The following is a 13,122-nucleotide window of genomic DNA, read 5'->3' as shown; positions in this document are numbered from 1 at the left end:
CTTTATAACTTAGAGATCCTAAACCTACAACTTGTACTGCTAGGTGACTCACCTACTCATAAGGTTACCTCTGTTTTCAATAGTTTTATCAGTTAAGGGAGCTAAGGGGTCCACTTAGAGATGAGAATAAGTGTCTGTTATTAAGTTAAGAAAAGTAGAATCTTCATCAAAACTATTTAAAACCACCAATTATTGGTGGTTTTTTCTAATTAAGTATTATTTGTACAATCGATAAACATAAAATTGGGCTTATTTAACATATATTTTCTCTGAAATTATCCTCACCGACCAAGAAATCCAATAAAATCAAGGCAAAAATAACCCAAGTTTAAATCAAAGGGAAATCAGTTTTAATTGTAGAATGTTTTTTTATTGGAGTTGGAATCATTTGAATTTGTTCAGTTGGTTTTAGGAAGGAGATAACATACGCAACTATAAACGATTTAATCAGTGAAAAATCAAAACATAATCAGAAAAACCAATGTTGATACTTTTTTTCAAAATTAAAATCACATCAACACTCAATATAATAAAACTAAAACAGGAATGGGAACATCGTAGAGTATGGGAGGGGCGCTTTATGAATATTGAACAATTAAGTCATCTTTGTGAAGTTATAGAAGGTGGTTCCTTTACGGTTGCAGCACAGAAGCTTTTAGTTACAGAATCTGGCATGAAAGAATCAATCAACAGTTTAGAAATTGAATTTGGCATAAAGCTAATTGAGTGTGACGACGAATCTAAAGTGGTGCCTTCGTTTGAATGTTTACAAATTATTTCACTTGTTAAGGAAATCGTAATGAAATGTCGGGAAATTGAGGAAGAAATTAAATCATTACATAAAAATTCTTCTGTAAATACAATGTATGATGTGAGCATGTTCTAACTCTTTATAGAAAAGTATTTTAAAATATGGGACCAAATCATAATTGATTTGGTCTTTTAGTTTGATCCTTACTATGTCTTTAAAATGGAAAAAGAGAAGGCTACAAATTTAGTAGCCTTCTTTTAAATTGTCTCATATATAATTTTTCCCGTTCGAGAAGTATCATAATCTCCTAAAGAATCAATCTCTGACTGAAACTGATTCGACGATAAAATTTTTTTTACAATACTTATAAGATACTCGTTTTCAGGTTTTTTTAGGATAACAAGGTCATATTGTTCTGTTATTAGTGGAATGAAGTCAATTCCTACAATTTTAGCAGCTTTTTCAATTCCGACTCCAGCATCTGCTACCCCGGTAGAGACAGCGGAGGCCACGCTTAAATGATTGCTCTTTTCATGCTCATAACCGGTAATCTTTTTAGAAGAAATTTCGTTAATGCGAAGTTGTTCATCAAGAAGAATCCGTGCACCCGATCCTTTCTCTCTATTTACAATCTTAATATCTTCACGATTTAAATCTTTCCAAGAGGTAATATTTAAAGGATTACCTTTTTTTACATATAAACCTGCTTTCCTAGATAGAAGATTGACTAAAATAAAAGGATGGCCTACTAAAATTTTTTTTAAATATGGTAGATTGTACTCACCTGTATCTCCATCAAATAGATGTAGGCTAACGATATCACATTCTCCATTATACATAGAAATAAGGCTGTTTAAGCTCCCAGTAAAAGATCTTAATGATTTAAAAGAAGAATTTTTCTCAATCTGTTTTCCGAGCATATCTAAAACTAAATCCTGTCCACTAATAACAACATGATTAGATTCTTTTGGTTCACTTCTGTGGGGATTTAATACAGAGACAGGCAATATAGTATTCTGATTCGTTTTATGATTGTTTATGTAATTATCTAAGTCATTTGCAGCTATTCTCATTTGTCTTCCTACTCGGAATACAGGTAATTCACCTTTTTTTACTAGATCATAAATGGTTAATTTCGATACTTTTAAAAACTGTGACACTTCTTCGATTGTATAGGAAAGTTCCATCGTCATTTAAAATCCCTCCATTTTATATTTTAACGCAGGTGCCTTTTAAAAGTATATTCCTAATAAATTTAACGAAAATTTTAAAGTGTTATTTCTTATTTAGTTATAACTAAATATAATTAGATATAATTAGTTATATTTTAAAAAGGAAGGCAGATGAGTAATGAAAAAACTTTATTCTTTATTTTTATCGATGATGATGTTATTAGGACTAGCTGTATCTGGTTGTTCAACAAATGAACAAGCTACAAAGCCAGCAGGACAGAAACAAGAAGCTTCTCAAAAGAATATGGAATTGACGATCTCAGCAGCAGCTAGTTTACAGGATGCACTAAATGATATTAAAGCAAACTTTGAAAAGGCTAATCCTAATGTGAAGATAAAATATAATTTTGGAGCATCGGGAGCATTACAACAACAAATTTCTCAAGGAGCACCGGTCGATCTTTTCTTCTCGGCTGCAGTGGACAAATTTAATAATTTAGTACAAGATGGTCTAATTGATAAGAGCCAAGGTAAAGATGTAGTTGGGAATGAACTGGTATTAGTTGTACCAAAAGATACAAAAAAAGAAATTAAATCTTTTGAAGATCTTAAGAACGCAGATAAAATTTCAATCGGTACACCAGAAGCGGTACCAGCAGGACAATATGGTAAAGAAACATTGGAAAATTTAAATGTTTGGAAGGCTATTGAAGGAAAAGTAGTATATGGTAAGGATGTAAGACAAGTACTTTCTTATGTAGAGACAAATAATGTGGACGCAGGCATTGTTTATAAAACAGATGCACTAGCATCTACAAAAGTTAAGATTGTAGCAACAGCAGCTGAAAATACACATGAACCTATTCTTTATCCGTTAGGCGTGATAAAGAATAGCAAGCAACCTAAAGAAGCTAAACAATTCTATGAATATCTTCAAAATGATGAGTCAATGAAGATATTAGAGAAGTATGGGTTTAAGGGACTAAATTAATTTTAAATAACTGACTTATGTTTTATATATTTTTTAGAGTATTAAAAATCAAAATGGAGCCGATTATTTAATCTGCTCCATTTCAGAGTGTTGAAATATATTGTAGTCAATATAAAAAATACGAACATTTAATGAAATTTGCAATATTTGTAAATAAAATCTTTTAATCGTCTCTTATTGAGAGATAATTGATTGATAATATATATTTTTAAAAAAAGCTTGCTAAAATTCAACATAATTAACCGTTATTATTATGAAAAAGCTCTTTTTTAAGGCTCAATATTTATAATGATGTGTAAGACGTTGATTATCTATCTCTTACAATTAGATTAATAAAGCGAAATTCATTTAGATTATTCTTTTTTATTAAGAAGTTGATTGGAACGAAAGGGTGCCAGGTTCCTATGGGATTAGCGGGAAGGCTAAAGACCCCCCAGGTGCATGCCGAGGAGGCTAAAGAATCTCGCCCCATGGAATATATTGTAGTCAATATAAAAAATACGAGTACTTAATGATAATCAATGAAATTTGAATATTTTTAAATATGATCTTTTAATTGTCTTTTATTGAAAGACAATTGATTTAATATTTATTTAACTAACTTGCAAAAATTCAACATAATTAACGTTATTATTATGACAAATATCTTTTTTGAGGCTCAATATTTATAATGATTGATAAGTCTTAGATTATCTAACACTCATAATTGGATTAATAATTAGAAATTTTTTCGTTTAATAGACTATTCTATTGTTTTTAAGATTACTCTTTTATATTAAGAAGATGATTGGAACGAAAGGGTGCTCGACTCCTATGGGATTAGCGGGAAGGCTGAGACCCCACAGGCGAATGCCGAGGAGGCTCAGGTCTCGCCCCATGGAAAGCGAGCACACTGTAGTGGAAATCAAGATCACAACTTATTTATCAGTGATAAAATTCCACCCTAATTGACAAAGTTCTTTTTCAACAGCATGAAATGGAGCCGATTATTTAATCGGCTCCATTTTGTTAAGTATTAGCTACAGAAGATTATAAAATATTAAACATTAAAAAATATAGAGATTCATCTGTTCTAAATAAAGAACAATTTCGTAGATTTGTTGTAAGTGATTGAAGGAGAAATTTTAGAAAGGAGGGAATTTCTTATTGGCAAGGAACAATTAAGATCCATGTATAAGAAAGAGAAAAATATATGCCGAATCATTATAAGTCTAGTGCGTGTATTCCTTTATTGATATATTGAAGAGTTTTCGGTCTCTTTTCCCTTTTTGACCAATTAGCCAGTACCAGCTCTGTCCAATGTAAAAGGAGTTTGATACTAGTTGTTCAATATACTTTGATATAATTCCATTGATTTTTTCTTTTTCAATTTTATTTTTTATAGACAAGGCTATGACAAAATATGATTTATCACTCTCGAATTCAAGTAATTGAAGATGATATTTCCCCTCTTTTTTTTCATTAAAATCATTTAATACGTAATCTATACAGCTAAGGACGTCAATTTTATATTTAGCAGCATCGTTCCAATTTGATATAAGAGAGTCATATAATGAGACTGTTAAGATGTAATACGAAGCGTAGTCTTTAGGATTAAAATTTTGTTTTTCAACTTTATATTGATATATAGGTGGAACAACAAACTTTTCATAATCAGCAAAAAAATCTTCAGTCATGTTTTATACCTGCTTTCTAGTTTGAACAAAAGTTTACTATATCGAATCTAAATATAGTTTTTCCTATTCTTTCCAAAAATAGACACGAGGAAAGGATTGGATAAGGGGAAATATATTATAAGATTTTTTAGTAAAAAGTAGCAGAGTTAAAAAAATTCAACTCTGCTTTTTGTTTTATCTATTGAATTTTTGAAAAATAATTAGCTTTATACTATTTGAAGAGAGAATACTAAAGAGGTAAAATCACCATTTGCAAAAGCATCATTACAACTGTAAATCAATTCATCATTTTCTTTTTTGATTCTCATACCAGACTGAAAATCATGGAATCCCACCATTCGTTCTTCTTCCCACACATTAAAAACATTTAAAAAGCCACTAGAGCATTTTAAGATAAGATCTGATAGAATCTCACTTTTCCATATAATGATTGTTTTTTGTTTTGCAGCATCGTTCATCGTTATTCCATTTTCTGATATAAAACAGATACCTTGATTTCTAGGAGAACTTGAACTCAAAAATTTCAACTTAATCACTTTTTCTTCATTCATTTGAAATACATCTGTACGGATTGTTTCATCAGATTTTACAGACTTGATTGTACTATACACTTTTTCGTTTACTAGTAACATTTTCACTTATCTCTCCTATTAAGTTATTTTTGTCCCCTAATGTTAATTTCAAAAAGTAACACAATCCTAAACAGGGGATACAGACTAATGCCATACCTAAAAAAGCAAAAGATGGAGATATAGAGTAGAGGTAACCACTTACTAATGTTAAAATACCACTACCTAAACTTAAGCCTAGAGCTGCATAAATTCCATGAGCAAAGGGGAAATACTTATTTTCAATATTTTCATCTAAATATTTCACAAAGGCATATTGAGTAAGCCCAAAAGTAATAGAATGTAAAAATTGAGACAATACAAAAACTGAAATGTTGTTAAAAGAAAAAATCAATACCCATCTTAATATGGAAGCACTTACACTAAATATTAATAAAACTGGAACAGACCGTCTTTTAAATAGAGAGTCTGATATATAGAAGAAAGCAATTTCTGATATTACTGCAATGATTAAGATGAAGCCTGTAAAACTAGTTTTTACCCCAATATTTTTCAAAAAAAGCACAGCATAACTATAATATGCTGCATGTGCAGCTTGAAGCGTGATGCAGATTGTTAATACTAATAAAAATCCTTTTGATTTAAACAATTTAAACAATGGTACTTTCTTTGATGTTATTTTTATTTTTAAAGGTAAAGGAGCGTTAATGGATGTAATAAAAGAAAGTAGAACACATCCAATAATCAAAAAGTAAATAACTACGTTTTCACTTTTTAAAGATATGAGTATTCCAGTTAATAATAGAGAAATAATATAGCCAATAGAACCATATGATCTACTCTTTCCATACTCTATTTTGCTTTCCCTAATAAGAATAGATGCCATAGCCTCATACATAGCTAAAGGCATTGGATAAGCTAGGCTTAATAAAACTGTAATGAAAGCTACAGCAATTAAACTATTAAACGGTATTAATATGATTAATAGCGTAATAGAAATTAAGGAAACTATTTGATTTAATCTTGCTAAATTTAGGTATCTACTTATAAATGGAAAAATAAAAAAGGTAGTTATTGACCTTGTAATTAATCCTAAAGCAATGATTAGTCCAGCTTCATCAGCTGTAAAACCTTTACTTGTTGTTAGCCAAGCAGACCAATAAGGCACGAAAATTCCGAAAGTGAAGAAAAACCCAAAAAACTGTAAAGACATCCATCTTTGATCGGTCATTTGATTCCTCCCGTTTCGGAAAAATTATATTTTTGATGATGTTGTTTCATAATAAAATCTAGCATTTTTTGAAAACAATACTCAGTAGCATACCGATCATAATAAGAAGTTGATTGATCGGTAAAACCATGACTTCCTTCTACTTTAATGATTTGAATCCTATCTTTTGTTTTCAATTTAATTACGACACTTTCAGGATCAAATGATTTTTCTTTCGTTGGGAAAATTAATAAGGTCTCACATTTTGGACTAACCTCTAAGTAGTCCCTAATTCTCGAACCATAAAATCCAATTACTCCATCAAATAACCCGTCATATTTACTGCATAACCACGCAACCGTTGCACCTACACTAAACCCCAAAATATACAAATTAGCACACTTAGTTCGAAGTTCTTTTGCAAGTGTTATTACTTTGTCAGTAGCTAACTCGAACCCAATCTCATGAACAAAATGCTTATAAGCCTTGTTTTCATCTTTATAGCAATAGTTCTCTATATTACCTAATAAAGTTGGACATACAACAGTAAAACCTAACTTTTTTAAATCGTTACAAATATCTTTTATATGACTGTTAATTCCATAAATTTCGTGAACAACTAAAATGGTGGTATTATGAAATTCGCAGTTATTCAATTTTTAATCACCTCTAACTTAGAAAAAATAGGAATAGAATTTTCTATCCCTATCTTTTAACCCTAAATATCGTTTAATATTAGATTTTTACTTGCATCTGGATCATTCCAGTGAAAGTAGGGTTTGTAGTCCACTCTGGATTTTCTAAATCATATAATGACTCAATCGTTGGAAAACGAGTTATTACTTCTTTAAGAATTTCCATGATCTCTACACGAGCAAAAGCTGCAGCTATACAAGTATGATAACCTCCACCGAAAGCTACATGGCGGAAACCTGTTCTACTTATATCCATTTTGTCTGGATTTGGAAATACTCGCTCATCTCGGCCAGCAGAAGCTAAAAAGAAATAAACAGAATCATTTTTCTTGATTTGCTGTCCATGTAATTCAATATCATTTGAAGCATGTCTAACAATATATTGGATTGGTCCTTCTAGTCTCATTGTTTCATCTAATACTTTTGGAAGAAGGGACATATCTTTTTTAAGCATTTCTAGAACATCTTGATTCTTAAATAGAAGATGTAATGTATTACTTAACACAAATTGAGGAATTTTATGCCCACCGAATATTAAGTGCATTGTTTGAGCAATTAATTGATCATCAGTAAGTTCACCATCTTCACCAGGAGTCTCAGAGATTAACCTACTTAATAAATCATTCTTCTTTTCTTTTCGTCTTTCCGCAATCGCATCTGAAAGATATGTCCAAATTTCTCTTACACTTCCTCTAACTTGTTCACTAATTTCTTTACTAGGAACATGGGACACAACGAAATCCTGCATAAATAATGCGATATCATCAGACCACTTAATGAATCTGTCAACTTCTTCACCAGGAATTCCTAGCATTTTACAAAGAACCATCGCAGGAATAGGGTGTGCGATTTCTTTTACAAAATCAAATGAACTAGTGTTTTTTTCAAGGACTTTATCTACAATTGTAGAAACAATTTTCTGAATTTCAGGAGCAATAAGTTCGATTTCATTAACTAAAAAGGCTCTGTTCATATAACCTTTTAATTGTGAATGGACTGGGCGATCATTGTAGACCATCCAAGTCTTAATGATATCGATTATATCCTTAAAATGTTGATCTTCTCCTTCAGCAAGATTACTCATTTTATTCGGAATTACATTACTTGAAATAAATTTATCTCCAAGTAAATTCTTGGACACATCCTCATACCTAGTGATAAACCAGGAATTCATTTCTTCATGCCAAAAAACAGGTGCATCATTTCTTAATCTTTCATATAATTCGTATCTGTTTTCATAATACTCTTTACTATTTAAACTGAACTGCTCGACAGATTGTTTTACATTTATACTCATTTGATTTCCTCCTGTTAAACTACAATTATTTTTTTATTGTAATTACTTACGAAATTCACAATCTCCATATCGCATAAGTGACACATTACGTCACAAACAAAACGTGAACGCTCAATATGGTTAGAGATATTGATTAATTTTTGTAAAACTTCTTTATCTACATTTAGCAAAGAATCCTCACTATTTAAGTTAAAAAGATAATCGTAGGTGAGTTGTATATTATGAGTAATCTTTTTATCTATTTCTCTATTAACTTTTCTTTCTAAGAAACATTTCTTCGTAATTTGATTTAATAGAAAAAGTTTTAATTCATTTTCTATTGAAAGGTTCAATGTACTATACATTGGCTGTGCATAGTTTATCTTGATCACTAATGTATCTATAAATCCGTGAATAATAGATTGTAGTGGTTCCGATACTAACTTACCGTAATTTTGTAAAATTTCCCCAAGTATATTATTTTTAATTTCTTCCATAATTTTTGGAATGAAATAAAGTAATTTCGATTTACTAATTTCAGGGAAGAAAAGCATAGTTTCCTCAAGCATTGCATTTTCAGTAAAATATCTGTTAAGTAATTGAGCAAATCTATTTTCTCCATAAAATAGTAATAAATCTTTAAGATCTGATAGAGCATAAGATAATGTATCTGCTATATCTACGATAGATTGCTCAATGACATCTTCTTGGTATTTCAATAATATAGGCTCTAAATGATTAGACATATATCCATAATACCCTTTGATTAAACCGTTATATTTTTCTCTTACTAAAGGAATTTTCGTTTTGTATTTCATTAAAGCTGCGAGGGTTCTATATTTATAATCATTCGAACTGTTTACTAAAATTTTAACGCTCTGTGCATTTGATTCAAATCCACCCATTTTTTTCATCAATTGATCTAGCGCTCGTTCACCGGTATGTCCAAATGGTGGATGACCAATATCATGAGCAAGACTAATAGCCTTTACTAAATCTTTATTTATAGGTGCAATGTTATTCTCTCGAAAACAATTATTAAGATGTTCCACGATTAAACTTGAAACATGGCAAACATCAACAGTATGTGATAAACGATTATGGCATATTTCTGAGTTGGGAATTAACTGTGTTTTTTTTGCTAATTTTTTTAAGTGGGGAGATTCTAAAACTGCATTAAAGTCATGTAAGAACGCAATATTACCTTCTTGCGTTTGATTGTCAGTTAATCTTAGGTGGTCAAAAGTATGATACATGGCCTTATACATATCAATAAACCCCTTCTATAAACTTTAATTTAAGAAAACATTTAAGTGACATAAAAAACCAAGATAAAGTAGGACGTATTCTCTACTAAGAGATAAGTCCTACTTTATCTTGGTTCGCAAAAAAAGTTGAAGTTTTTAAAGGCAGACATTTATTGTCTTTTAAATGGACTATGAAAAACTTACATTTAAATAATCTAAAATAAATAGAATATTTAAAAGTAAATTATATGTTCAAAGGCACACAGTGATCCTTCATTAAAATCAGCTTCTTATACTAATAAAGTAAAATTTACCTCGTAGTCTAATTCTTATCGGGAATTAGGTAGAGACACCCAGACCATATTTTTGGGTATATACGAGCTATAGTATGTTTATGGTAAAAAATGGTAAAATTGGAAATAATAACCTGCAGGATTATCAATTAATATATTACATTTAATCAAATTAAATATCAACCGTGTCTCTATGAGGATAAAGTATGAAGTTTTTTTGGGTTAATTTAACTAGAGTGATAGAATGAAAGCTCTAGTTAAAATTGAACTTTTAGTTGAACAGTGATGATTCATTTTCAATATTGACAGTAAATTTAGTGTGTAATAGTATAATAGATAATTTTTAAATATTAATTATTTTTAGAAAAAAAGATAAACCAATACATAATGGAAAGATTATAGTAGTTTTCATCAAAAAGTTTGATCTATTTACATTTACTATTTAGTTAAAATAAATAGATTGCTAATTTAGGAGGAGTAATAATGAAAGCGGTTACTGAAGGTGCTTTATTATGGGAACCAACTAGGCAGCAAATTGAAAATGCTGGAGTTAGCCATTTTATGAACTGGCTTGAAAATGAAAAAAATCTAATTTTCAATACACAAAGTGAGTTATGGGAATGGTCTGTCACTGAATTAGAGTCCTTTTGGGAAAGCGTTTGGAAATATTGTAATGTAATTTCACATGCACCATACGATCAAGTTCTTGAAGAACGAAAAATGCCAGGCGCAAAATGGTTTACCGGCTCTAAAATTAATTATGCAGAACATGTATTTCGAAATGATAATGGAGAACAATCTGCAATAATTTTTCAATCAGAAATTACTCCAAAAACAGAAATAAGCTGGAAAGAGCTTAAGGAAAAGACAGGCTTGGTCGCAAATTCTTTAAGAGAATTAGGTGTTCAACCTGGGGATCGAGTTGTAGCATATATGCCTAATATCCCTGAAACGATCATTGCCTTCTTAGCATGTGCAAGCATCGGAGCAATTTGGTCAAGCTGTTCACCAGATTTTGGAACGAGTAGTGTAATAGACCGATTTAAACAAATCGAACCGACTATTTTATTTGCGGTGGATGGTTATTCTTATAATGGAAAAGTTCAAAATAGGTTATCAAGCGTTGAAGAGCTACAGTCTGAATTACCTACATTAAAGAAGACAATTTTAGTGCCATATGTGAATTTTGATGAATACAAAATGGAAAACGAAACAATTTTTTGGAATGAATTATTAGTGGGAAGCAGTGAACTTACTTTTGAAAGTGTTCCTTTTGATCATCCACTCTGGATCTTATTTTCTTCGGGGACAACAGGTTTGCCTAAACCAATTGTACAAAGTCAAGGTGGGATTTTAGTTGAACAACTTAAGACATTAGTAGTTGAACAAGGAATAAATCAGGATGATGTAATTTTTTGGTTTACTACTACTGGCTGGATGATGTGGAATCAATTAGTTGGAGGCTTGTTATCTGGCAGTACGATATTATTGTTTGATGGAAGCCCTTCTTATCCTAGTTTACACGTATTATGGGACCTTGCAGAAGAAGTAGGTGTAACATTCTTTGGTACAAGTGCAGGATTCTTAAGCGTGTGTGAGAAGCACGCAATAAAGCTAAAAAATAGACATAGTTTTTCTAAATTAAAGTCCATTTGTTCAACTGGATCCCCACTATCAGTGGAAGGATTTTCTTGGGTATATGAAAATATAAGAGATGACATCTGGCTTGTTTCAACTAGTGGAGGAACTGATGTTTGTACAGCATTTGTTGGAGGTTCACCGATTCTTCCTGTTTATGCTGGAGAGATTCAAGCTCGTTCATTAGGAGCTCATGTACAATCATTTGATGATGAGGGAAATTCAGTAATTAATGAGGTGGGGGAACTAGTGATTACTTCTCCTATGCCATCAATGCCACTTTATTTCTGGGGAGATACGACCAATGAACGATATCTTGAAAGTTATTTTGAAGTTTATCCAGGTATTTGGAGACATGGAGATTGGATTAAAATTGATGAAAAAGGTAGCTGTGTTATTTATGGACGTTCAGATTCAACAATTAATCGACATGGGGTCCGTCTAGGAACAAGTGAAATCTATCGAGTTGTTGAATCACTTGATGAAGTAATGGAGGGTTTAGTGATTGATTTAGAACTCCTTGGCCGTCAGTCATTTATGCCATTATTTGTTGTACTCAAACATGGGATTGTACTGACGAATGGATTAAAAGAAAAAATAAAAGCAGAAATTAAGCAGAAGGTTTCACCACGGTTTGTTCCTAATGAAATTTATGAAGTTGGCCAAATTCCAAAAACATTGAGCGGAAAAAAATTAGAAGTTCCAATACGTAAAATATTATTAGGTTTTTCACCAGAAAAAGTAGTCAACCAAGGTTCGATGGCTAATCCAGAATCATTAAAGTTTTTTACCGGGTTGGCACAAGTTTTAAATGAAAAAAGTTGAAATCGGTCTAGAACGTTATCTTCATTATGAGAAATCGTTTTTTTAGGCTCTGTTAAAGTAGATTGTTGATCTTCTTATTCAACTAACTTTCAGCATATATGGATGATCGAGATGGTGATGGCTTAGTAGGCGAATAAATGGCGTCTATATTAAGCGTTATAAATTCTATTATGCCATTTGTATAAATAAATGATTCACTAAAGAATGTATCAAAAAACATAGTTACCTCTTTAAAACAATACCCCTTTAAGTATGAGTTATGTCAGCATTTATTTAAAGGGGTAAAAAATTATATCCTTCTTTCGAAAGTGTTTGGATTAATGATTACATAAAATTTACATAACTATCGTATAATTTTTGTGTAAATTTGTCTGTGTATAATTTGTGAAACATTTAGCAATGTTATTAAGATTAGTCTTGTAAGAATTTGGAAGAATAAACATATTTTCATCCCGCCATACTATTTTTGTGTCAAATAAATGGAGGTATGTTGGTATGTCGTTTCAAAATCGTGGTATAGGAAATCCTGAACATCATGATGATCCAAATAAATTACATATCGTCGCAGTACGAAAGAATGGCGATGGTGATATTACAGATGTAAAATTTCAAAATGGTGAAATAGTTGGGATTGAGCAAGCTATTGCAATGGCAGAACTTGAACAAATTGAAGATGTTAACACAGGTCTAACTCGTGGAGATAATCCACATAAAACACTTCGCTCATATCCTGACGGTGATCCTACGAATAATTTAAGTAATTTACCTACTTTTTAACA

The 13,122-nt window shown here is 31.0% G+C and carries 11 protein-coding genes and 1 riboswitch; of the genes, 4 read left to right on the top strand and 7 right to left on the bottom strand.

All coding sequences use genetic code 11. The annotated features are described in order from the left end of the window. The first annotated feature begins 580 nt into the window (after positions 1 to 580). Complete coding sequence (locus B6K90_RS08435; RefSeq protein ID WP_167555313.1) at positions 581 to 886, top strand: LysR family transcriptional regulator; 306 nt, start codon at positions 581 to 583, stop codon at positions 884 to 886. A gap of 122 nt (positions 887 to 1,008) precedes the next feature. On the opposite strand, the gene B6K90_RS08430 is transcribed toward B6K90_RS08435, so the two are convergent. Then, positions 1,009 to 1,944, bottom strand: coding sequence for a substrate-binding domain-containing protein (locus B6K90_RS08430; protein WP_088012288.1), 936 nt, complete (start codon positions 1,942 to 1,944; stop codon positions 1,009 to 1,011). A 157-nt stretch (positions 1,945 to 2,101) separates the two neighbouring features. On the opposite strand from B6K90_RS08430, the gene modA reads away from it, so the two are divergent. Continuing rightward, positions 2,102 to 2,914 (top strand): molybdate ABC transporter substrate-binding protein, encoded by an 813-nt coding sequence (gene modA, locus B6K90_RS08425; RefSeq protein ID WP_088012287.1) that lies wholly within the window; start codon positions 2,102 to 2,104, stop codon positions 2,912 to 2,914. A gap of 1,211 nt (positions 2,915 to 4,125) precedes the next feature. Here the strand turns inward: modA and B6K90_RS08420 are convergent. From B6K90_RS08420 to B6K90_RS08395, 6 genes are all read right to left on the bottom strand, one after another. Beyond that, positions 4,126 to 4,590, bottom strand: coding sequence for a hypothetical protein (locus B6K90_RS08420; protein WP_088012286.1), 465 nt, complete (start codon positions 4,588 to 4,590; stop codon positions 4,126 to 4,128). A gap of 206 nt (positions 4,591 to 4,796) precedes the next feature. Then, positions 4,797 to 5,228, bottom strand: a complete 432-nt coding sequence (locus B6K90_RS08415; protein ID WP_139840701.1) for a hypothetical protein — start codon at positions 5,226 to 5,228, stop codon at positions 4,797 to 4,799. Continuing rightward, the gene (locus B6K90_RS08410) at positions 5,194 to 6,390 is read right to left on the bottom strand and encodes an MFS transporter (RefSeq protein ID WP_088012284.1); all 1,197 of its coding nucleotides are present in this window, start codon (positions 6,388 to 6,390) and stop codon (positions 5,194 to 5,196) included. The genes B6K90_RS08415 and B6K90_RS08410 overlap by 35 nt, the downstream gene beginning before the upstream one ends. Continuing rightward, complete coding sequence (locus B6K90_RS08405; RefSeq protein ID WP_235821752.1) at positions 6,387 to 7,025, bottom strand: dienelactone hydrolase family protein; 639 nt, start codon at positions 7,023 to 7,025, stop codon at positions 6,387 to 6,389. The genes B6K90_RS08410 and B6K90_RS08405 overlap by 4 nt, the downstream gene beginning before the upstream one ends. Before the next feature lie 79 nt (positions 7,026 to 7,104). Then, positions 7,105 to 8,361 carry a cytochrome P450 gene (locus B6K90_RS08400; protein ID WP_088012283.1) on the bottom strand — a complete coding sequence of 419 codons (1,257 nt, stop codon included), beginning with the start codon at positions 8,359 to 8,361 and terminating at the stop codon, positions 7,105 to 7,107. A gap of 14 nt (positions 8,362 to 8,375) precedes the next feature. After that, positions 8,376 to 9,608 carry an HD domain-containing protein gene (locus B6K90_RS08395; RefSeq protein WP_088012282.1) on the bottom strand — a complete coding sequence of 411 codons (1,233 nt, stop codon included), beginning with the start codon at positions 9,606 to 9,608 and terminating at the stop codon, positions 8,376 to 8,378. A gap of 277 nt (positions 9,609 to 9,885) precedes the next feature. Beyond that, a riboswitch (purine riboswitch) is annotated at positions 9,886 to 9,987 on the bottom strand. 376 nt (positions 9,988 to 10,363) lie between these two features. On the opposite strand from B6K90_RS08395, the gene B6K90_RS08390 reads away from it, so the two are divergent. Next, entirely contained in the window at positions 10,364 to 12,343 is a 1,980-nt protein-coding gene (locus tag B6K90_RS08390) for an acetoacetate--CoA ligase (RefSeq protein WP_088012281.1), read from the top strand. 495 nt (positions 12,344 to 12,838) lie between these two features. After that, positions 12,839 to 13,120, top strand: coding sequence for a DUF3892 domain-containing protein (locus tag B6K90_RS08385; RefSeq protein WP_088012280.1), 282 nt, complete (start codon positions 12,839 to 12,841; stop codon positions 13,118 to 13,120). Positions 13,121 to 13,122: the final 2 nt, after the last annotated feature.

This window comes from Gottfriedia acidiceleris, from assembly GCF_002128425.1.
In the GTDB taxonomy this organism is placed as follows: Bacteria; Bacillota; Bacilli; order Bacillales; family Bacillaceae_G; genus Gottfriedia; species Gottfriedia acidiceleris.
Note: the sequence above shows the minus strand (reverse complement) of the source record. Positions and strands in the feature narration are given on the sequence as shown.

What these genes read in the sequence shown, in the direction of transcription:
- B6K90_RS08430 (WP_088012288.1), bottom strand. Translation starts at nt 1,944, where the DNA reads ATGACGATGGAACTTTCCTATACAATCGAAGAAGTGTCACAGTTTTTA.
- B6K90_RS08395 (WP_088012282.1), bottom strand. Translation starts at nt 9,608, where the DNA reads ATGTATAAGGCCATGTATCATACTTTTGACCACCTAAGATTAACTGAC.
- B6K90_RS08390 (WP_088012281.1), top strand. Translation starts at nt 10,364, where the DNA reads ATGAAAGCGGTTACTGAAGGTGCTTTATTATGGGAACCAACTAGGCAG.
- modA (WP_088012287.1), top strand. Translation starts at nt 2,102, where the DNA reads ATGAAAAAACTTTATTCTTTATTTTTATCGATGATGATGTTATTAGGA.
- B6K90_RS08435 (WP_167555313.1), top strand. Translation starts at nt 581, where the DNA reads ATGAATATTGAACAATTAAGTCATCTTTGTGAAGTTATAGAAGGTGGT.
- B6K90_RS08420 (WP_088012286.1), bottom strand. Translation starts at nt 4,590, where the DNA reads ATGACTGAAGATTTTTTTGCTGATTATGAAAAGTTTGTTGTTCCACCT.
- B6K90_RS08385 (WP_088012280.1), top strand. Translation starts at nt 12,839, where the DNA reads ATGTCGTTTCAAAATCGTGGTATAGGAAATCCTGAACATCATGATGAT.
- B6K90_RS08410 (WP_088012284.1), bottom strand. Translation starts at nt 6,390, where the DNA reads ATGACCGATCAAAGATGGATGTCTTTACAGTTTTTTGGGTTTTTCTTC.
- B6K90_RS08400 (WP_088012283.1), bottom strand. Translation starts at nt 8,361, where the DNA reads ATGAGTATAAATGTAAAACAATCTGTCGAGCAGTTCAGTTTAAATAGT.